General features: G+C 74.4%; 15 protein-coding genes. 4 read left to right on the plus strand and 11 right to left on the minus strand.

Features of this window, described 5'->3' with window-relative positions; all coding sequences use genetic code 11:
• The first annotated feature begins 98 nt into the window (after positions 1 to 98).
• Together ACIP9D_RS01600 and ACIP9D_RS01605 are read left to right on the plus strand one after the other, a co-directional pair.
• Positions 99 to 305 carry a hypothetical protein gene (locus tag ACIP9D_RS01600; protein WP_350876335.1) on the plus strand — a complete coding sequence of 69 codons (207 nt, stop codon included), beginning with the start codon at positions 99 to 101 and terminating at the stop codon, positions 303 to 305.
• A 268-nt stretch (positions 306 to 573) separates the two neighbouring features.
• Positions 574 to 1,533 (plus strand): TIGR03557 family F420-dependent LLM class oxidoreductase, encoded by a 960-nt coding sequence (locus ACIP9D_RS01605; RefSeq protein WP_350876337.1) that lies wholly within the window; start codon positions 574 to 576, stop codon positions 1,531 to 1,533.
• Between the two features lie 72 nt (positions 1,534 to 1,605).
• Here the strand turns inward: ACIP9D_RS01605 and ACIP9D_RS01610 are convergent, their stop codons facing one another.
• The 5 genes from ACIP9D_RS01610 to ACIP9D_RS01630 form a co-directional block, all read right to left on the minus strand.
• Positions 1,606 to 3,195 carry a hypothetical protein gene (locus tag ACIP9D_RS01610; RefSeq protein ID WP_350876339.1) on the minus strand — a complete coding sequence of 530 codons (1,590 nt, stop codon included), beginning with the start codon at positions 3,193 to 3,195 and terminating at the stop codon, positions 1,606 to 1,608.
• A 216-nt stretch (positions 3,196 to 3,411) separates the two neighbouring features.
• Complete coding sequence (locus tag ACIP9D_RS01615) at positions 3,412 to 5,502, minus strand: amino acid transporter (RefSeq protein WP_350876341.1); 2,091 nt, start codon at positions 5,500 to 5,502, stop codon at positions 3,412 to 3,414.
• An 89-nt stretch (positions 5,503 to 5,591) separates the two neighbouring features.
• The gene (locus ACIP9D_RS01620; protein ID WP_350876343.1) at positions 5,592 to 5,993 is read right to left on the minus strand and encodes a hypothetical protein; all 402 of its coding nucleotides are present in this window, start codon (positions 5,991 to 5,993) and stop codon (positions 5,592 to 5,594) included.
• Between the two features lie 364 nt (positions 5,994 to 6,357).
• Positions 6,358 to 7,128, minus strand: a complete 771-nt coding sequence (locus ACIP9D_RS01625; RefSeq protein WP_350876345.1) for a DUF5995 family protein — start codon at positions 7,126 to 7,128, stop codon at positions 6,358 to 6,360.
• Positions 7,129 to 7,241: 113 nt separating this feature from the next.
• Positions 7,242 to 10,145, minus strand: a complete 2,904-nt coding sequence (locus ACIP9D_RS01630) for a BREX system ATP-binding domain-containing protein (RefSeq protein ID WP_350876346.1) — start codon at positions 10,143 to 10,145, stop codon at positions 7,242 to 7,244.
• Between the two features lie 193 nt (positions 10,146 to 10,338).
• Between ACIP9D_RS01630 and ACIP9D_RS01635 the strand changes: the two genes are divergently transcribed.
• Entirely contained in the window at positions 10,339 to 12,822 is a 2,484-nt protein-coding gene (locus ACIP9D_RS01635) for an AAA family ATPase (protein ID WP_350876347.1), read from the plus strand.
• Between the two features lie 13 nt (positions 12,823 to 12,835).
• Here the strand turns inward: ACIP9D_RS01635 and ACIP9D_RS01640 are convergent, their stop codons facing one another.
• The 6 genes from ACIP9D_RS01640 to ACIP9D_RS01665 all read right to left on the minus strand — a co-directional run bounded on the left by ACIP9D_RS01640 (position 12,836) and on the right by ACIP9D_RS01665 (position 18,172).
• Positions 12,836 to 13,402, minus strand: coding sequence for a dienelactone hydrolase family protein (locus tag ACIP9D_RS01640; RefSeq protein ID WP_350876348.1), 567 nt, complete (start codon positions 13,400 to 13,402; stop codon positions 12,836 to 12,838).
• 98 nt (positions 13,403 to 13,500) lie between these two features.
• Positions 13,501 to 14,610 carry a nucleotide disphospho-sugar-binding domain-containing protein gene (locus ACIP9D_RS01645; protein WP_350876349.1) on the minus strand — a complete coding sequence of 370 codons (1,110 nt, stop codon included), beginning with the start codon at positions 14,608 to 14,610 and terminating at the stop codon, positions 13,501 to 13,503.
• A 53-nt stretch (positions 14,611 to 14,663) separates the two neighbouring features.
• Complete coding sequence (gene paaI, locus ACIP9D_RS01650; RefSeq protein WP_350876488.1) at positions 14,664 to 15,077, minus strand: hydroxyphenylacetyl-CoA thioesterase PaaI; 414 nt, start codon at positions 15,075 to 15,077, stop codon at positions 14,664 to 14,666.
• A 31-nt stretch (positions 15,078 to 15,108) separates the two neighbouring features.
• On the minus strand, positions 15,109 to 16,416 hold the full coding sequence (gene paaK / locus ACIP9D_RS01655) for a phenylacetate--CoA ligase PaaK (protein ID WP_350876351.1): 1,308 nt from the start codon (positions 16,414 to 16,416) through the stop codon (positions 15,109 to 15,111).
• Between the two features lie 238 nt (positions 16,417 to 16,654).
• A complete protein-coding gene (locus ACIP9D_RS01660; protein WP_350876353.1) occupies positions 16,655 to 17,620 on the minus strand; it encodes a zinc-binding dehydrogenase in 966 nt (321 codons plus the stop codon).
• A gap of 102 nt (positions 17,621 to 17,722) precedes the next feature.
• Entirely contained in the window at positions 17,723 to 18,172 is a 450-nt protein-coding gene (locus ACIP9D_RS01665) for a MarR family transcriptional regulator (RefSeq protein ID WP_350876355.1), read from the minus strand.
• A 135-nt stretch (positions 18,173 to 18,307) separates the two neighbouring features.
• Between ACIP9D_RS01665 and ACIP9D_RS01670 the strand changes: the two genes are divergently transcribed.
• Positions 18,308 to 19,531 carry an MFS transporter gene (locus ACIP9D_RS01670; RefSeq protein WP_350876357.1) on the plus strand — a complete coding sequence of 408 codons (1,224 nt, stop codon included), beginning with the start codon at positions 18,308 to 18,310 and terminating at the stop codon, positions 19,529 to 19,531.
• Positions 19,532 to 19,553 lie beyond the last annotated feature (22 nt).

Below are 19,553 nucleotides of genomic sequence, written 5' to 3' on the forward strand. Positions count from 1 at the left end.
GCCGATCCGGGGTAGTCGATCGTGGTCGCCGTTAGCCGTTCGACGCGATTGGGTACATCGCCTGCACCTCGAACCCACCACACCTCAGGAGGCAACCCATGCGCGGCACCTCGATACTCGGAGTCATCGTCGTCATCTGGCTGATCATCGGTGCCATCGCCGCCGGTCAGCGCGGCTACTACAGCGGCGACGACACCAACTGCGCGGAGGCCGGCACCATCCTGGTCACCATCGTCGCCGGCCCGCTGAACTACATCGGCGCCAACCCGAAGATCGACTGCGAGCTCCCCCAACCCTCCAAGTAGGACCATCCCGCTTCGGCCCGCGCCCGACCCCCGGGGCGCGGGCCGACCCGTGTCCCCGATCGATCGCCCTGCCTGGACCCCCGGCTCGGGCCGCCGGCCCGCCACCGTCGGCCCGGACCGCCTGGTGGCGGGCCGCAGTTCGGCCAGTGACGGGTCACAGCCCGTAGGCGTCCTAGGAGGCTGGGCTCGTCGGGTGGGTGGCGTTTGTCGGGGTGGGTGCCGGGAAGGGCTGCTGCGCCGGTGTCGGTACGGGAGAGGGAGTCAGCGCATGCAGATCGGCTACAAGCTGGCCACGGAGGGCTTCGGGCCGAAGGAGATCATCCGGCAGGCCGTCCGCGCGGAGCAGGTCGGCTTCGACTTCGTGGAGATGAGCGACCACTACCATCCCTGGCTCGACACACAGGGGCACTCCGCGTTCACCTGGAGCCTGCTCGGCTCGATCGCGGCGCAGACCAGCACGATCGGCCTGGCCACCGGGGTCACCTGCCCCACCGTCCGCTACCACCCGGCGATCATCGCGCAGGCCGCGGCGACCGTGGCGCTGATCTCCGACGGGCGGTTCACCCTCGGCATCGGCGCGGGTGAACGCCTCAACGAGCACGTGGTGGGACAGGGTTTTCCGAGTGTTCGGGGCCGGCACGAACGGCTGCGCGAGGCGCTGGAGATCATCCGACTGCTCTGGCAGGGCGGCTACCAGTCGTACGAGGGCCGGCACCTGCAACTGGAGGACGCCCGGGTCTTCGACCTGCCGGAGACCCTGCCGGTGATCGCGGTCGCGGCCAGCGGGCACGAGTCGGCGACCCTGGCGGCGCAACTCGGCGACGGGCTGTTCGCCACCGAGCCGGAGCCCGCGATCGTCGAGCGGTACCGGGCCGCCGGCGGGCAGGGTCCACGCTACGCCGAGGCGCCGATCGCGTGGGCCACCGACGAGCGGCAGGCGGTCCAGGCGGTCCTGCAGACCAGCCGCTGGCTGGTCACCGGCTGGAAGGTGATGAGCGAACTGCCCAACCCGGTGAACTTCGACGCGGCCAGCTCCTACGTGGAGGAGAAGCACATCCGGCAGCTCTTCTCGGTCGGCCCGGATCCGGAGCCGCACGTGGCGAAGGTCCGCAGCTACGTCGCGGCCGGCTTCGACCACATCGTGCTGCAGAACGCCGGTCCCGACCCGGACGGCTTCCTCGACTTCTTCGCCAGCGACCTCGCCGGGCGGCTGCGCGCCCTCGGCTGACCCGACGTGACCGACCCGCCGGCGGCGATCTGGGAGATCACCGCCGGCGGGTCGGCCGGGACGCGTACCGCGTCAGCGGAAGCAGTGCGCGATCGGGGGTGTGTTGCCCGCGCAGTTGGTGGGCTCGTTCTCGATGATGACGCTCTCGTCGTCGATCCGGACCCGGGCGTGCTGGGCGAAGATGCCGCCCGGCGCCAGCGTGGCGCTGTTGTGCACGATCTTGCTGGTGTAGACGGAGACCTGGCCGGCGCTGGCGTGGATGCCGCCGCCCTTCGACGCGGCGCCGGTCGCGTCGTTGCCGGTCACGTCGCTGCCTCGCACGAGCAGGTTGGACTTGTCGGCGTAGATGCCGCCGCCGGCGCCGTGCGTGGTGTTCCCGGCCACCACGCTGTCGTCGAGCGGGAGCAGACCCTTCACGGTGGAGATGCCGCCGCCGTTGACCGTCGAGGTGTTGTCCCGGACCGTCATCTTGCGCAGCACGAGCACCGCATCGGAGTTGGCGAGCCCGCCGCCGATCTGGGCGGTGTTGCCGAGCACCTTCGTGTCGTAGACCTTGGTCCGGGCCGAGAAGCTGGCCAGGCCGCCGCCCTGGGTCGCGCTGTTCTGCGCGAAGGTGCTGGTCTCGACCTCGGCCGCACCACGGTAGTTGCCGAGCCCACCGCCGTACGCGTTGGCGCTGTTGTGGTGGAACTGCGAGTTGCGCAGCGTCAGCACGCCGCCGTTGAGCAGGCCCCCGCCCTTGCCCGCGGCGCCGGCCGCGCTGTTGCCGACGAAGGTGCTGTCGCTGACCACCATGTTGCCGTCGTTGAAGATGCCGCCTCCGCCGCCCTCCTTGGACAGCGAGGTGCTCTGGGTGACGGTGGTGTGCTCGACGACGGCCGTCGCGCCGTGCACGACGTGGACCGCGCCACCCTCGATGGCCGAGCGGCCGTTGTGCAGCGTGACGTCGCGCAGGGTCAGTTCGCCGCCGTCACGGACGGTGAAGAAGCGGAAGTCCTCGGCGTGCACGTGCCGGGCGATGGTGGCACCCGCACCGTCGATGGTGATCGCGTGGTAGATCACCGGCAGGCCCGCCTTGTCGTCCTCCGGCTTGTGCGGCGGCGCCTCGGCGTCGCCCGGGGTCTCGGCGGCGTCGGCCGCCTCCCGGGCGTCGCGGATCCCGCCGTCGTACTCGTCGGGCTGGTGGAACGCCTGGGTCAGCGTGTACCGGCACTTCGGCGCGAGCCGCAGGGCGCCGCCGCCCTCGGCGTTGGCCCGCACCAGCGCCGCCACCAGCTTGGCCGAGTCGCAGGGCACCGAGACCACCTCGTGGCGTCCGGTCCCCGGGCCGTCGGCGCTCGGCTGCCGGCCGTCCCCGTCCCGGCCGTCGCCCATGCGGCCGTCCCCGTTGCGGCCGTCCGGGCGGCCGGCGCCGTCGCCGGCCGGCTCGCGGCCCGCCGCCTCGGCGCCGTCGCGCTGCTCGTGGGCCGCGTCGTCACCCTGCTGCACGCTGGCCGGACGGCTGAGGTCCAGGAAGGGCAACTGGCGGTCGGCGGCGGTCGCGGCCACGCCGGTCGCGCCCGCCGCGCCGACGACCAGGCTGCCCGCCAACAGTCCACCAGCCAGGAACCACCGGGATCGTCGCCTGGGTCCTGCCCGTCGGCCTCCTCGGTACGTCGACATCGTCTCCTGCCTCTCCTACCCCGTGTGCCAGGACCGCGCCGATCCGGGCGCGGGGTGGGCGACGGGTCGCCGGCCACCAAAGGTCACGATAGGGGCGCAATACGGACAGTAAGTCGTGAACGTGAATAGTCGTGCCATTCACCTTCAAGCGCGCCTGCCCCAACGAAGGTGGCCCGCTGCACGGACGAAGATGTGGGCGTGCGACGGGTGCGGCGGTCAGCCGCCGACGTGGATGCCGGGGCGGCGGGTCGGGTCGGGCTCGCTGCGCCGGATGATCTCCCGGACCACCGGTGGGGTGTCGCCCCGGCCGAGGATCAGGTAGCGCAGCAGATGCGCGATGGGACTGCCCTCGGACCACTCGAAGTGACAGTGCGGGCGCACGCCGGTGACGTTGCGCAGCGCCAGCAGGATCGCCGCGATGGCGTTCGGAACCGCCGGGCTGCTGGCGCGCAGCACCCGGAAGCCGCCGACCTCCACCCCGTGCACCCGCAGCACCTGGCTGAACCCCGACGGGTCGATCACGTCGACCTCCAGGAAGAGCACGTCCGCCGCGCCGGGGACCGGGTTCATCCCGCGCTGGGCCCGCTCCTTGACGGTGTACTCCTTGACCGCGCCGCTGTCGCGCTTGTTGGCGATCAGGTGCAGCCGGCCGTCGTGCGCCAGCGACTCGGCGATGAACCGGCGGGCGGGCTCGTCGAACTCGATCCGCTCCGCCCGCAGCTCGGTGGTCCGGGAAACCCGGGAGACCAGCGACACGACGATGATGCCGAGGATGAACAGGCCGGAGATGGTGATGCCGTCCGGGTGCTCGATGATGTTGTCGCCCAGCGCGTACAGCAGCACCAGGGTGAGCACGGTGAACCCGGTGGCGGCGGCCCGGTGCTGGTGGCGGGCCGCCGAGATGGTCACCGCGACCGCGCCGGAGACCATCATCGCCAGGATCCCGGTGGCGTACGCGCCGGCCTGCGCGTTGACGTCGGCCCGGAACGCGAGCGTGATCACGACGCTGACCAGGGTGTAGACCAGCACGACCGGGCGCACCGCCCGCCCCCACTCCGGCGCCATGCCGTACGACGGGAGGTAACGGGGGACGATGTTGATCAGGCCGGCCATCGCGGAGGCGCCGGCGAACCAGAGGATCAGCACGCTGCTGAGGTCGTAGACGGTGCCGAAGCCCTCGCCGAGTTCGGTGTGCGCGAGGAAGGCCAGCGCGCGCCCGTTGGCCGCGCCGCCGGGCTGGAACTCCTCGGCGGGAATGAGCACGGTCGTGACGAAGGTGCTCAGCAGCAGGTACACCGACATGATCACCGCGGCGGTGGTGAGCAGCTTGCGCGTGTTGCCGATCCGTGCGGCGAGCCTGGCCGCCTTGTCGGGGCCGTTCGCGGAGACCAGCGGCATCATGCTCACCCCGGTCTCGAACCCGGAGAGCCCCAGCACCAGCAGCGGGAAGGCCAGCACCGCCGTGACGGTGAGGTCGACCGGGCCGCTGAACCTGGTGAGCGCCTCGGTCCAGTTCGACAGCAGCGCCGGATCGTCCGCGAGCCGGCCCATCGCCACCGCGACGATCACCGCGTTCAACACCAGGAAGACGGCGACCAGCGGAATGGCCACCGCGACCGCCTCACGGAACCCGAGCAGGAACACGCCGCCGAGGATCAGCAGCAACACCACGGTGACCGCGACCGCGCTCCCCTGGTTGTTCAGCCCCTCCGGCAGGTACGGGTTCTCCAGCAGGTGCACGGTGGCGTCCGCCGAGGAGAGCGTGATCGTGATGATCCACGAGGTGGCCACGAAGCCGAGCAGGATCAGCACGAAGAGCTTGCCCCGCCAGAACGGCAGCAGCCGTTCAAGCATCGCCACCGAGCCCTGCCCGTGCGGGCTCTCCCGGGCCACCCGCCGGTACATCGGCAGCATCCCGCCGAGGGTCAGCGCGACGATCAGCAGGGTCGCCACCGGGGAGAGCGCGCCGGCTGCCACGGCCGCGATGGCGGGCAGGTAGGAGAGGGTCGAGAAGTAGTCGACGCCGGTCAGGCACATCACCTGCCACCAGGGGTGCGACGGGGTCTGGCCCTCCGCGGCCTCCGGCCCGACCGCCGACACCTGGTGCTGGAAGAGCCACCGGCGCAGCGGTCCGGGCGGCGGCGCCGGCGTCACCGGGCTCGGCACCCGCTCGGGGATGGTGACCCGGCGGCCGGTGGGTTCGGGGTGGCTGGGGTCGCGGGCGGCGCGCAGGGCGGGATCCGGCCCGGACGGGCGCTGCCGCCGCCGGCGCGCACGACCCGGTTGTCCCCCGTGCTCGTCAGCCATGTCCCCGTTCCCGCTTCACCGTTCCTGACCCGACGGTAGGCGGTCGTCCCGGTGCCGCCCGACGGAACCGACGAAGCCGGGACAACCGGTCAGTGCGTGACCGGGCTGCTCAGCGCCCGGACCAGCGCCTCCGGGTCGACGACGGTCACCGTCACCGCCGGGTGGCGTAGCCACGGCCCGGGCGCCAGCGCGGGCACCGGAGCACCGAACCGGACACAGACCCCGCCGGCCGTGCTGGTGCCGAAGGTCGCGCCGCGGTCGGCGAGCGACAGGTGCGGCCCGATCACCCGCCACCAGCGGTACGGGCCACCGCGCTCCGCCCCGGCCACGTTGCCCCGGGCGGTCCGCAGCCGCCACGGCCCGAAGCGGACGAGCAGCCACTCGTCGTCCAGCTCGACCCAGGCCGACCCCGGGTGCACGCCGATCAGCGCCAGCGCGGGACGCAACCGCTGGTCGAAGCGGAACGGGAAGCGCCGGCCGGAGTCGGTCACCGGCGTACCGCTCGGGCCGGGTTCACCGCGTACCGCCGGGGCAGGTGGGCCGGGGAGCCGCGCCACGCGGCCGGGCCGGGCCGGGGTGGGCGGGACGAGGACGGGCGGCGGGCCGCCGGCGGGCCAGGACGGTCATGGCGCGCACGTACCCGGTACGGGTCGGCCGACACCCCCCGGAGCCGGCCGACCTGCACCGCCGGCCCGTGACCCGCCCCGGGCTCCCGCCCGCCAGGGCCGGCGCGCAGCCCAGCGACGCCCGCTGGGCTGCCCCGGTGCCCTAGCCGTCGACCAGCGATCGGGCCCCGCGATGGACGCGTCCCCGCGTTCCGCCCCCCGGACGGAACGCGGGGACCCCCCGTCCCAGCTACTGCAGGAACGCCCCGAGGGGCGACAGCAGCAACCGGCCGAGCGCCGCGGCGTTGTCGTCCAGCCGGGTGCGCTCGCACTCATGGGCGGCCGGGTCGTGCCGGCACCGCCAGATCTTCTGCGCGTTACGCCAGGCGACATCGCGGGTGTATTCGACCAGCTCCCCCTGGTACCAGTCGTCGATGTCGCCGTTGAGCATGTCGATGAGCAGCTGCCACCGCTCCAGGTAGCCCCGGCGCAGCCCGGGGATCTTGTCCGCGAAGATGTTGTTGATCTCGAGGTAGTCGTGGTGCTGGTCGCTGCCGTCGACCGGCTCGGACTCCAGGTGGTCGAACGTGGTGACCAGCGCGAACGGCAGGTCGAAGTTGATGTGTGCGTTGACCCCGGCGGCGGCCGAGGGCAGCGGACGCGCGTCCGGGCCGCGCATCCGCTCGAAGAGGCAGGACCAGGCCTTCGGGGTGCCGGGGCTCGAATCGGTCCAGAGCCGCATCGCGTCGAAGTAGCGGGCGGCGAACTCCACGTCGAGCCGGGAGAGGAAGACCGGGTCGACGAAGCGGTCGTCGTACAGACCGTCCAGCACGCTGGAGGTGATGGTCAGGTAGAGCTTGTTGAAGTCGGCCAGCGGGCAGCTCTCCTCCAGCGGTGGCAGCCGCACCAGGAGGTCCTGCAGCTTGGTGAGGTGGTCGACCACCGCCGGCACGTCGGCGGGGTGATCGGCGAGCAGATCGACGATGTCCCGATGCACGGGCCCCCAGACCGGTTCGGTCATCTCTCCTCCACAAAGGTCCACGGCACCTCGGCACCGCCGGCGACAGGGCACAGCCTTTCAGCCGACACCTGTGCGCCGGATCAGTAGAACGACGTATACGGGCGCGCGCGGCCTCAACCGCGCCGGCTACGTAGCTGGATGGCGCTGGCCTGTACCCGGGTGCGGACCTGGAGCTTGTCGAAGATGTGCGACACGTGCACCCCGATGGTCCGCTCGCTGATGAAGAGCCGCTGACCGATCTCCTTGTTGGTCAGCCCCTCCGCCACCGCGGCGAGCACCTCCCGCTCCCGGGCGGTGAGCACCGCCAGCTCGTCGTCGGCCGGCGCGGCCTGCACCGCGTCCCGCCCGCCGCGCTGCTGCTCCGGCTGCTCCAACGACACCCGGGCCCGGGTGGCCAGCGTCTTGATCTCCGAGGTCAGCGGCACCGCGCCGAGCCCCTGCGCCACCTGGTACGCCTCGCGCAGCAGCTTGCCGGCGGTCGCCACCCGGCTGCGCCGGGCCAGCAGCGCCTCAGCCTGGCGCAGCCGGGAGTACGCCGCCGGGTAGGGGTGGTTGCGCCGGTCCCACTCGGTGACCGAACGGGCCCACAGCTCCGGGTCGCTGCCGTCGAGCCGGCTCACCTCGGCGTCACAGAGCGCCAGGAAGCCGTCGACGACGTTGCGGACCGGACCCGCGGCCTTCTCGCTCTTGCCGGCCACCCGCTCGGCCACGTCACGCAGCCGCCGCACCGACGTCTCGTCGACCGCCACCGTCCGGCTGGCGTGCGCCTCGGCCTCGGCCCGCAGCCCGTGCCAGACCAACGCGGCGAGGATCGCCACGTCGTCGGAGCGGCTCTCGGTCAGGCCGCGCTGCACGGCCTGCCGGGCGAGGTCGTGCCGCCCCTGCCACATGGCCAGCCCGGCGCGCAGGGTCAGCAGCGGGATCACGTGGCGGGCGCCGCCACCGGCGAGCACGGTGGCCACCGAGTCGAGATCCCGGTTGGCCGCCTCGATGTCGCCGTAGCCGACCGAGAGCCGGCAGCGGGCCAGCAGCAGCTCGACGGCGTCGGCGCCGGACGGGCGGTGCCGCAGCGCCGCGGCGACCACCTTCTCCGCCTCGGCCCACTGCCCCACCCGGAACAGTCCGTTGGTGGCGATCGCCAGCAGCCGGGTCTCGTAGGTGCGACCCAGCCCCAACTCGGCGACCCGCTCGGCGCCCCGGCGGGCCACCACCACCCCCTCCTCGAGGATGTTCAGCGGGCCGGTCAGCAGCTCCGCCAGGTGCAGGTACGCGCAGGCCACGTCGTCGGGACGGCCGGCCCGCTCGGCGGTCGCCAACGCCTGCCGCATCACCGCCAGGCCGGCGTCCGGGTCCTCCAGGTAGGCCTCGCTGAAGCCCAGCGCCGCGCTGGCCAGCACCACCTCGGAGGTGGAGCCGTCCACCGCGTCGGCCAGCTCCAGCGCCTCCCGGGCCCGCAGGCCCGCGTCGGCGTACCGGCCGAGGTGCAGCAGCAGCTCGGCCAGGTGGGCGGCGGCGGTGGCCCGTTCACGGGGTGAGCAGTCGGCAGCCTCCAGGGCCAGCCGGTACTCCGCCTCGGCCAGCGCGGAGCGGCCGGCGGCGGCGAGGTAGCGGGCCCGGCGGATGTGCAGCGCGCAGGTCGACATTCCGTCGATGCGGGCCAGCTCCTCCAGCAGGGCCAGCGCCCGGGCGTGCTCGCCGCAGTGGTGGGCCGCCTCGGCGGCGTGTCCCAGCAGCTCGGCCCGGTCCACCGCGAGCGGTCCACCGGCCAGGTTGTCGGCCAGCTGCAGCGCCGCCGACCAGTGCCGGTGGGCCTCGGCGAAGCCGTGCAGCCGCTCCGCCTCCTGGGCCGCGGCCATCGCCGCCGGCAGCGCCCGGGCCGGCTCACCGGCCCGCCGCCAGTGGTAGGCCAACCGGGCCTGGTGCAGCTCGGCCTCCGCTGAGGTGAGCGCCTCGGCGTAGCGGCGGTGCAGCGCCGAACGCTCGGCCGGCAGCAGCTCGTGTTCGAGCACCTCGGCGACGAGCCGGTGCCGCAGCCGGTAGCCGTCGTCGGCGCCGACCAGCAGCCGGTGCGCGACGGCCGCCCGGACCGCCTCGATGAGCTCCTGCTCGGGCAGCGGGACCACCCGGGCGAGCAACCAGTGCTCCACCGGCTCCACCCCGGCGGCGACCGCGTGCACCACCGCGTGCGCGTGCTGGGGCAGCGCGTCGACCCGGGCCAGGAAGATCTCCCGCAGGGTCTCGGAGAGCCCGTCCCGGCCGTCGCGCAGGTCGCGGGCCAGCTCCTCGATGACGAACGGGTTGCCGCCGCTGCGCTGCCAGACCTGCTCGGCGGCCTCGGTGGGCAGCGGGTGGCCGACCACCGCGGCGGCGAGCTGCTCGGTGCCGGAACGATCCAGCGGGGCGAGGTCGAGCACCCGTACCGAACGCAGCCGGCGCAGTTCGGTGAGCACCCGGCGCAGCGGGTGCGCGCCCTGCAGCGACTCGGCCCGGACGGCGGCGAGCACCGAGAGCTGGAGGTCGCCGAGACCGGCGAGCAGGTAGAGCAGAAGCTGGCGGGTGCTCCGGTCGACCCACTGCAGGTCGTCGAGGATCAGCACCAGCGGCCGGCCCTCGGCGACCAGGTGCAGCCCGCGGGAGACCCGCTCCAGCAGCGCGCCCGCGCCGTCCGGCCCGGCGGTCTCGTCGGCGAACATCTGCAGCAGCCCACGCACCGCCGAGGAGGTGCGGGCGTGCGAGGTGGACAACTCCGCGTCGAAGCGCCGCAGCGCCTGCAGCAGCGGATGCAGCGGCGAGGCGTCGCCGATGTCCAGGCAGGAGCCGTTGAGCACCACCGCGCCCGCGTCCCGCAGCCGGGCACCCACCTCGCGCAGCAGCCGGGTCTTGCCCACGCCGCTCTCGCCGCTGAGGAAGACGGCGGCCGTTTGCCCCTGCGCGACGTCGTCGAACAGCGCGGCCCGGATCGCCTGCACCAGGTCGGCCCTGCCGACGAGCGGTGCAGTGTCCACATCGCTGGCCATGGCACGCAGCCTAATCACATGCCCCCGCACCGTTCTACGGCCACATCCCGCATGTGGTACTCCTCGCGTCGACATTGCGACCAAAGGTTGCGCGCGGCCGACATACGTCGTCCTACCGATCCCCCGTCGGCCCAGGGGTGCCAATCTCCGGAGGTCGTAGTTATCAACGGGGGGAAGGGCAGGTGCGATGCCCATGACCACCATCGTCGCCACCACGCCGCGCGTCCCGCCGGTGCGCTGGCCGGTGCCGGAGGAGAGACGAACGGTCACCGTCCTGTTCGTCGACATCGTCGGCTCCACCGCACTGGTGGACCGGCTCGACCCGGAGGACGTGCGGGCGCTGCAGCGGGCGTACTTCGACACCGTGGCGCGGGTGCTGCGCCGATGGCACGGCGTGGTGGAGAAGTACATCGGCGACGCGGTCATGGCGCTCTTCGGCGCGCGGGAGTCCGACGGGTTCGACGCCTACCGGGCGGTCCGGGCCGGCCTGGATATCCAGCGGGCGCTGGACGGGCGACCGTTGCTGGACGGCACCACGATCCGGGTCCGGGTCGGTGTGGCCACCGGGGAGGCGGTGGTCGACCTGGCCGCCGCCCGCGGTGGCGGCCACGGCGCGGCCAGCGGCGCGGTGATCACCACCGCCGCCCGGTTGCAGGAGTACGCGCCGCCGGGGGCGGTCGCCCTCTGCGCGGTCACCCACCGGGCCACCGCCGGGCTGGTGACCCAGCGCCGGCTCGCCCCGGTGACGGTGCCCGGACGGGTGCCGCCGATGACGGTCTGGCACGCGGTCGGGCCGGCCACGCCGCCCGCCCCGCGCCATGACGGCCCGCTGGTCGGCCGCCGCCGCGAGCTGGCCACCGTCCGGGACCAGATCGTCCGGGCGGTACGTGAGCGCAGCCCGCGCTGGGTGGCGGTGGTGGGACCGTCCGGCAGTGGCCGCAGCCGGCTGCTGCACGAGCTGACCCGGGCGGTCGGCGCGGTCGACGGGGCGCCGGTGCGCTGGTGCGTGGCGTCCTGCCCGCCGTATCCGGAGCAGCCGATGGCCCCGGTGGCGGAGCTGCTGCGCGGGCTGGCCGGCGCGGGCGTCGACGATCCACCCGCGGTGCTGCGTGAACGGTTGGCCGCGACGCTGGCGGGCCTGTTGGCGCCGTCCCGCCTGGCGGTGGCGCTGCCCGCGCTGGAGCGGTTGCTCGCCGCGCCGGACGGCACCGCCGACACCGCTGCGGGAGCGGCCTGGTGTCAGGAGGTCCTGCTGCGCCTCGCCGCCCGTACGCCGGTGGTGGTGGCGGTGGACGACCTGGACCGCGCCGCCCCGACGGTCGGCCGGTTCCTGCACGCGCTCTTCACCGCGGCGGCGGCGCGGGAACTGCCGCTGGTGGTCGTCGCGCTGCACGGCCAGGACCGGGCCGACGAGCTGCCGGCGGCGCACCCGCGCTGCCGGGTGCCGGTACGCCCGCTCGCCCCGGTGCAGACCGGTCGGTTGCTGCGCCACCTGCTGACCGGGGCCGGTCAGCAGGTGAGCCTGGTCGACCGGCTGCTCCCCCTGGTCGGCGGCCACCCCGGCCACGCCCAGGCGTACGTCCGGTCCCTCGTGGACGGCGCGGACCCGGTGGCGCCGCCGGTGCCCGAGGCGATCCGGCGGGCGGTGGGTACGGAGCTGGACCGGCTCGACGGTGAGCGGCGGGCCGCGCTGATGGCCGCCGCGACCCTCGACGTCCGGTTCAGCGAAGCGGCCGTCGAGCGGCTGCTCGGCTGGGCGCCCGGCCGGGCGCGGCCGGTGCTGTCCCTGCTGCTCGACGCCGGCCACCTGCTCGCCCACCCCGCCGGCGGGTACGCGATCGCCACGCCGGCGCTGCGCCGACTCGCCGCCGACCGGCTGACCCGGCGGGTCCGGGGCGTCTTCGCCCGCCGCGTCGCCGACGCCACGCCGGTGGGCGCCGGCGTGCCAGCGGCGCACCGGACGGTCGTCACCCGCCCCGCGCCCCGGCGGGCCTCCGGCGAGGACCGGACCGATGCGACGCCGGCCGAGCGCACCCGGAGCACAGCCGTCCGGTCGGCGCAGCCGGACCGGAACGCAACCGTCGGGTCGGCGCAGCCGGCCCGGAGGGCACCCGTCGGGTCGCCGCAGCCGGACCGTGTCCGGAAGATCCCGTCGGCGGCGTCGAAGCAGCCCACCGGAAGCATGCCGGCAGCGGAGTTGATCTCGATCACCCGAAGCAGGCCGGTGCCCGCGGTGACCCCACTGACCCGGGCCGGGTCGGATCCGGGGCTGACACCGCCCGCGGGCGTCGGCGCGGCCGCCGGGCACAGCCCACCGGCGCTGGTCGGGCCAGCGCCCGAGCTGACGTCGGTTCCGCCGAAGAGGTCGCTGTCGGCGCCGCCGGCCAGGTCGCTGTCGGCACCGACGAGGTCCCTGTCGCTGGTGCCGGGTCGGACGCTGTCGGTAGCGGCGACCGGGCCGCCCGCACCCGACGCACCGGGGAGCACGGTGTCGCGGCACGCCGGTGCGGCGTCACCGGGGCGGCCCAACGCGGCGCGGGACGGCCATCCGGCCGCGCCTCGCCGGCTCGCCGTGGTCTCCGTCGCGGCCGGCCCTCGGCCGGATCCGCCCGGCCGACCGGCCCCGGCCAGGACGGCCCCGCGGCGATGGCGACATCGGGCCGAGGCGGCTGCCTGAGCGTGACCCGGTGTCAGCGCTCGCCGAGGAAGGCCAGAGCGCGGGCCCAGGTCGCGTCGGCGGCCGCCGCGTCGTAGTCGGGCACGTCCGGGTCGGTGAAGAGGTGCCCGACGCCCGGGTAGCGCAGCACCGCCAGCTCGGCGCCGGCCTCGGTCATCGCCTGCCGCCACTCGTCGAGCTCGTCCTGCGGCTCGTAGACGTCGGGGTCGGCGAGGTGCAGCTGCACGGGCAGACCCGGCCGGACCGCGTCCGGCGAGCCACCGGAGCCGTGCAGGAGCAGCAGGCCGGCAGACTTCGGGCGGTCCGCGAGCAGCGCGCCGGCGACCCCGGCGCCCATCGAGAAACCGGCCAGCACCGCCTCCGGTGGCAGCTGCCCGACCGCCACCCGGGCCCGCTCCAGCACCACGTCCCGGCCCACCTTCTGCAGCAACGCGAACCCGTCGTCGACAGTGTCGACGGGCGGCACGCCGTAGAGGTCGGGGGTGGCCACCTCGTGCCCGGCGGCGCGCAACCGGTCGGCGGCGGTCAGCACGGCCGGCCGCAACCCGTACACGGAATGGAACAGCGCGATGTGTGCCATCGGACCATCCTGCCCTACCTGACCCGCGCTCCCGGTTCGCCGGGCCGGAGCCCGGCAGGCGGGTCGCGGTGGACGGGCCCGGCGCCGGCGCAGGCCGGTCAGCGCAGCGCTTCGAGCCGGGCGACCAGCTCCGCCGGCCCCGGCATCGCGGCGATCTCCTGGCTGACCTCCGCCGCCGCAGCCCGCAGGGCGGGGTCGGTGACCAGCCGGGTGAGCGTGTCGGCGGTGATCTCCCGGGGTGCGACGGCGAGGCCGGCACCCCGGCGGGCCACCAGCTCGGCGTTCTGCCGTCGGTCGCCCGGCCCGTGCGTGGCGAGCTGCGGCACACCGGCGATCAGGGCGGCGTAGACACTGCCCGCCCCGCCGTGGTGGACCAGCGCCGCGCTTGCCGGCAGGGCGGCGTGCAGCGGGATCCAGTCGACCGTCCGCACGTTGCCGGGCAGTGCCCGCCGAGCGGTTCGCCGGTCCGGCCGGACCAGCACGAACTCGGCGTCGACCCGGGCCGCCGCGGCCGCCACGGCGGGCATCGGCCCGGCGTCGCCCGGGCCGGTCAGGGTGCTGCGGGTGACCAGCACCCGGGGTCGGTCGCCGGGCTCCCGAAGCCATTCGGGCAACTCGCCACCACCGAGGTAGGAGGCGTACCGCATCGGCCAACCGTCCTGACGCAGCACGCTGGGCGGTGCGACGGCGATGGCGGCCGCCGGTGCGGGCAGCTCGGTCAGGCCGTGCTGGCGCAGCGTGCCGGCCAGCCGGGCGGTGGTGGCCCGAAGCGGTTCCCGACCGTCGAAGAGCGCGTTTTCCTGGCGTACCGCCGGCACGCCGAGCCGGGCGGCGGCGAGGGCGCCGGCCGGCGCGAACGGCTCGTACAGCACCAGGTCGGGCTTCCACCCGGTGGCGAGCGTGAGCACCGGGTCGGCCAGCTGGTCGTTGAGCGCGCCGAAGAGCAGGCCGGCGCCCCGGGTGCCGGCCGTTCCGGCCAGCTCGGCCCGGGCGATCAGCGGGTGGCGGAGGAAGACGCCACGGGCGATCCGACCGAAGTCGAACCCCGGCGCGACGTCGTGCACCGGCAGCCCGGACTTCCCGACGGCAAGCCCGTCGGCGCCGGTGGCGACGAGCACGTCGTGCCCGGCGTCGCGCAGCGCGACGGCGAGCGGCACCAGCGGGAAGGCGTGACCGATCAGTGGTGCGGAGACCACCAGGACGCGCATCCGTCGATCCTATCCGGACGGTTGCGCCCCGACGGCCCCGGCGGCCGGCGGGATCAGCCCACGGACGTCGGTCCGCCGCCGGGCCGGGTGCGGTCGGCGTCGCCGAGGGTACGGCTGCGCCCCCGGAACTCGGCCACCACCTCGCCGTCGTCCCGGGTGACGGTGACGTCGTAGATGCCACTGCGGCCGTACCGGGTGCGTTCGGTGGCCCGGGCGGTCAGCACGTCGTCGGCCCGGACCGGCCGGATGAAGCTGATCTCACCACCCGCCGCGACGGTGACCGGCCCCCGGCTGTTGCAGGCCAGGGCGAAGGCGGTGTCGGCGAGCAGGAAGACGAAGCCGCCGTGGGCGATGGCGTGGCCGTTGAGCATCGCCCCGGTCACCCGCATCCGGGCCACCGCGGCCCCGTCGGCCGCCTCGACGAGCTCGATGCCGAGGCCGCGGGAGGCCAGGTCGGCGTCGAACATGTCGTACGCCGCGTTGCGCTGCTGCCCCACGTCAGCTCGCCTGCCGCTGGTCGACGATCCGGCGCATCTTGCCCATCGACCGCTCCACCCCGGCAGGGGCGGTCACCTCGACCGCGACGCTCACCCCGATGGTGTTCTTGACCAGGTCGACCAGCGCGGCGCCGGCCCGCTCGGCGGCCTCGGGCGTCACCTCGGCCCGCCGCTCGACCCGGACCGTCAGGGTGTCCATCCGTCCCTGCCGGTCGAGGACGCACTGGAAATGCGGGGACAGCTCGGGGGTACGCAGGATCAGCTCCTCGATCTGGGTCGGGAAGATGTTCACTCCACGGACGATCATCATGTCGTCGGAGCGTCCGGTGATCTTCTCGATCCGGCGCATCGGCCGGGCGGTGCCCGGCAGCAGCCGGGTCAGGTCGCGGGTGCGATACCGGACGACCGGCATCGCCTCCTTGGTCAGCGAGGTGAGCACCAGCTCACCGCGCTCGCCGTCGGGCAGCACCGCGCCGGTGGCCGGGTCGATGATCTCCGGGTAGAAGTGGTCCTCCCACAGGTGCAGCCCGTCCTTGGTCTCGACGCACTCGTTGGCCACCCCGGGGCCCATCACCTCGGAGAGTCCGTAGATGTCCACCGCGTGCATGTCGAGGCGCTGCTCCATCTCCCGGCGCATGTCCTCGGTCCACGGTTCCGCGCCGAAGATGCCGACCTGCAACGAGGTGGTGCGCGGGTCGATGCCCTGGCGCTCCATCTCGTCGAGGATGGCGAGCAGGTAGCTGGGGGTGACCATGATGACCTCGGGTTCGAAGTCGCGGATCAGCAGCACCTGCCGCTCGGTCATGCCACCGGAGACGGGGATGACGGTGCAGCCCAGCTCCTCGGCGCCGTAGTGCGCGCCCAGCCCTCCGGTGAACAGGCCGTAGCCGTACGCGACGTGCACCCGGTCGCCTGGGCGACCACCGGACGCGCGGATCGACCGGGCCATCAGGCGGGCCCAGGTGTCCAGATCGGCGCGGGTGTAGCCGACCACGGTCGGGCGGCCGGTGGTGCCGGAGGAGGCGTGCAGCCGGGCGACCCGCTCCCGGGGCACGGCGAACATGCCGAACGGGTAGTTCTCCCGCAGCTCTGCCTTGCTGGTGAACGGAAACCGGGCCAGGTCGTCGAGGTCGCGGCAGTCGTCCGGATGCACCCCGGCGGCGTCGAACGCCCGGCGGTAGTGCGGAACGTTGTCGTACGCGTGCCGCAGCGACCATCGCAGCCGCTCGCGCTGCACCGCCCGCAGCTCGTCGACACTGGCCCGCTCGATCGGATCCAGCTCTTCGGGACGGGGGGTGCGGTCCTGCATCGGTTCCTCCTGCACGGCGACGGTGGGCGCCGCTCGGCTCCGCGCCCGCCGATCCGGGTACCGTACGCCGGCTCGGGCCGGCCGGCACCGCCGGGTGGCCGGGCCTGCTATCACCGGGTCGCCGGGCCTGGTATCGCCGGGCAGCTGGGTGCCGCCGCGAGCGGTATACCTCTGAGTCATATTGATGCCGCTGAGGTATCTCGCTCACCCGGGGTTGGCCGCGGCGACGGACAGCGGGTCAGACGGTGAGCAGGGTCTTGCCGATCGCCGAGCGGTCCTCGATCGCCTCGTGCGCGGCGGCGGCCCGGTGCAGCGGATACGTCTGCCCGATCAGCGGCCGGACCCGGCCGGCCGCGGCGGCGTCGAGCGCGGCCCGCAGGTAGCGGCGACGTCGCTCGGGGCTGAACTGCACGTCGGCGATGCCGAGCACGGTGATGCCCCGGTCCCGGGCCGCATCGCCGTCGGGCACGGCGAATCCGCCCGCGGGTGCGCCGTGCGCCGAGAACCAGCCGCCCGGGCGGACCAGTGGGAACACCGCGCGTCCGTACTCGCCGCCGGCGCCGTCCAGGACCACGTGCACCCCGCCGGTGGCTGCCCGGACGGATTCGATCCAGCGCGGCTCGGCGTAGTCCACCGCGAGGTCCGCGCCGAGCCGGTACAGCGCCTCGCGCTTGGCCGCGCCCCGGGCCGCCGCGACGACGAACCCGCCGGCCGCACGCACCTCCTGCACCAACAGGGCGCCCAGCCCACCGGCCGCGGCGGTGACCAGGACCTGGTCGCCGGGGCGTACCGGCACCAGGTCGAGCAGCCCGAACGCGGTCACGCCGTCGTGCAGCAGGGCGGCCGCGTCGGCAAGGGTGACTCCGTCGGGTACCACGACGACGCCGTCGACCGGCGCCACCGCGCGTTCCAGGTAGCCACCGCGCTCGTCGGTGCGGGTGACCACCCGGCGCCCGATCCAGTCGGGGTCGACGCCGGCGCCGACCGCGCCGACGATGCCGGCCACTCCGACTCCCGGCCGGTACGGCGGGACGACCGGGAAGTGGTCGCCGGCCGCGCCGCGCCGGATGGCCGTCTCGATCCAGAGCACGTCCGCCGCGGCCACCTCGACCAGGACCTCGCCGGGGCCGGGGGTCGGCTCCGGCGCCTCGGTCAGCGCCAGCACCTCCGGGCCGCCGAACGCGGCCACCTCGATTCTCCGCATGTCGCCCTCCGCCTCGCTCGTCGACCCGACCAGCCTCGACGGTGAAGCGGGGTTGAGGTCAACCCGCGGGCGCGGTGACGCGTCGCACGGCGCGGGCGCCGGTCAGCGGGCGGCGGGCAGCCGGTGCAGCGCGTCGACCAGGGGCGCGAGCTCCGGGGTGGCCTCGGCCTCGGCCAGCGCCCCGGCCAGCACCCGGTCGTGAGTCGGCCGGGCCCGGGTCAGCAGCTCGGAGCCGGCCGGGGTCAGCTCGGTGTAGATGCCGCGGCGGTCGTCGGCGCAGAGGATCCGGGTGAGCAGTCCGCGCTCCTCGAGGCGGGTCACCAGCCGGGTGGTGGCGCTGCCGGAGAGCGCGGCGGCCCGGGCGAGCTGGCGCATCCGCATGTGCCAGCCGTCCTGCCGGGACAGCGCGTCCAGCACGGTGTACTCGACCACGGAGAGGTCGTGGTCGGCCTGCAGCGCGCGCTCCAGGGCGGTCTCGATGAGCCCGTGCAGTGCGGCGAGGGTGCGCCAGCCCTGCGCGCGGACCTCCACCGCGTCGTCCGCGATGCCCATGCCGCCTCCTCCAGTGATCCGGATCGCCGCCCAGGCTACCACGCTTGCGCCGGTATAGAGCGCGTGCAACTATCTCGTTGCCGACGCGTGTAGTTGCACACGCTTGCCATCTGCCCCCTCCCCGACGGGAAGACCATGTCCGTACGTAACCAGTCCCTGCCCGCCGGCCTGCTCGCGCTGGCCATCGGCGCCTTCGGCATCGGGCTCACCGAGTTCGTGATCATGGGTCTGCTGCCCGAGGTGGCGGCCGACTTCGCGGTCTCCGAGCCGGTGGCCGGCTGGCTGATCTCCGGCTACGCGCTCAGCGTGGCGATCGGCGGGGTGGGCCTGACCGCCGCCGTCACCCGGCTGCCGCGCAAGCAGGTCCTGCTCGGCCTGATGGTGCTCTTCATCGTGGGCAACCTGCTCTCCGCCGTCGCCGACAGCTACGCGGTGATGATGACCGGGCGGATCGTCGCCGCGCTCTGCCACGGCGCCTTCTTCGGCATCGGCGCGGTCGTCGCCGCCGGGTTGGTAGCGCCGGCCCGGCGGGCCGGCGCGATCGCCATGATGTTCGCCGGGCTGACCATCGCCAACGTGCTCGGCGTGCCGTTCGGCACCTTCCTCGGCCAGCACTTCGGCTGGCGTTCGACCTTCTGGGCGATCACCGGCATCGGCGTGGTGGCGCTGGCGGGCCTGGCCCTGCTCGTCCCCGGCCGGGCGACGGGCGCCGCCGGAGCGCCGGCCGGCGGGCTCCGTGGCGAGCTGCGCGCCTTCGCCCACCCCCAGGTCTGGCTCTCGCTGCTGATCACCATCCTCGGCTTCGGTGGCATGTTCGGCGCCTTCACCTACATCGCCTTCACCCTCACCGAGGTCAGCGGGTTCGCCTCGAGCACGGTGCCCTGGCTTCTGGTGCTCTTCGGGGTGGGACTCTTCGCCGGCAACCTGCTCGGCGGTCGGGCGGCGGACGTGGAGTTGTCCCGCACCCTGGTCGTCGTGCTGTCGGCGCTCACCGTGGTGCTGGCGGCGTTCGCGCTGACCGCGGGCAGCAAGCCGCTGACCGTCGCCGCGCTGGTGCTGATGGGCGGCTTCGGCTTCGCGACCGTCCCGCCGCTGCAGATGCGGATCATGCGGTACGCCCACCAGGCGCCGACCATGGCCTCGGGCGCGAACATCGCCGCGTTCAACGTCGGCAACGCGCTCGGCGCGTGGGTCGGCGGGGTGACCATCGCCGCCGGGCTCGGCTACACCGCGCCGATCTGGGCGGGTGCCGCGCTCACCCTGGTCGGCCTGGTCGTGCTGCTCGGGGCGCTGCGACTGGCTCGCCGCGAGCCCGCCCGACCGGTGGAGCGGGGACGGGAGCCGGCGACGGTGGCCTGAGCGCCGCGCATGCCAGTGGGGC

The organism is Micromonospora sp. NPDC093243 (assembly GCF_044753725.1).
GTDB lineage: Bacteria > Actinomycetota > Actinomycetes > Mycobacteriales > Micromonosporaceae > Micromonospora.

Coding starts and splice junctions, on each gene's coding strand:
- paaI (WP_350876488.1), bottom strand. CDS start 15,077: ATGTTCGACGCCGACCTGGCCTCCCGCGGCCTCGGCATCGAGCTCGTC.
- ACIP9D_RS01610 (WP_350876339.1), bottom strand. CDS start 3,195: ATGTCGACGTACCGAGGAGGCCGACGGGCAGGACCCAGGCGACGATCC.
- ACIP9D_RS01635 (WP_350876347.1), top strand. CDS start 10,339: ATGACCACCATCGTCGCCACCACGCCGCGCGTCCCGCCGGTGCGCTGG.
- ACIP9D_RS01640 (WP_350876348.1), bottom strand. CDS start 13,402: ATGGCACACATCGCGCTGTTCCATTCCGTGTACGGGTTGCGGCCGGCC.
- ACIP9D_RS01665 (WP_350876355.1), bottom strand. CDS start 18,172: ATGGGCATCGCGGACGACGCGGTGGAGGTCCGCGCGCAGGGCTGGCGC.
- ACIP9D_RS01670 (WP_350876357.1), top strand. CDS start 18,308: ATGTCCGTACGTAACCAGTCCCTGCCCGCCGGCCTGCTCGCGCTGGCC.
- ACIP9D_RS01645 (WP_350876349.1), bottom strand. CDS start 14,610: ATGCGCGTCCTGGTGGTCTCCGCACCACTGATCGGTCACGCCTTCCCG.
- paaK (WP_350876351.1), bottom strand. CDS start 16,416: ATGCAGGACCGCACCCCCCGTCCCGAAGAGCTGGATCCGATCGAGCGG.
- ACIP9D_RS01615 (WP_350876341.1), bottom strand. CDS start 5,502: ATGGCTGACGAGCACGGGGGACAACCGGGTCGTGCGCGCCGGCGGCGG.
- ACIP9D_RS01630 (WP_350876346.1), bottom strand. CDS start 10,145: ATGGCCAGCGATGTGGACACTGCACCGCTCGTCGGCAGGGCCGACCTG.
- ACIP9D_RS01605 (WP_350876337.1), top strand. CDS start 574: ATGCAGATCGGCTACAAGCTGGCCACGGAGGGCTTCGGGCCGAAGGAG.
- ACIP9D_RS01660 (WP_350876353.1), bottom strand. CDS start 17,620: ATGCGGAGAATCGAGGTGGCCGCGTTCGGCGGCCCGGAGGTGCTGGCG.
- ACIP9D_RS01600 (WP_350876335.1), top strand. CDS start 99: ATGCGCGGCACCTCGATACTCGGAGTCATCGTCGTCATCTGGCTGATC.
- ACIP9D_RS01625 (WP_350876345.1), bottom strand. CDS start 7,128: ATGACCGAACCGGTCTGGGGGCCCGTGCATCGGGACATCGTCGATCTG.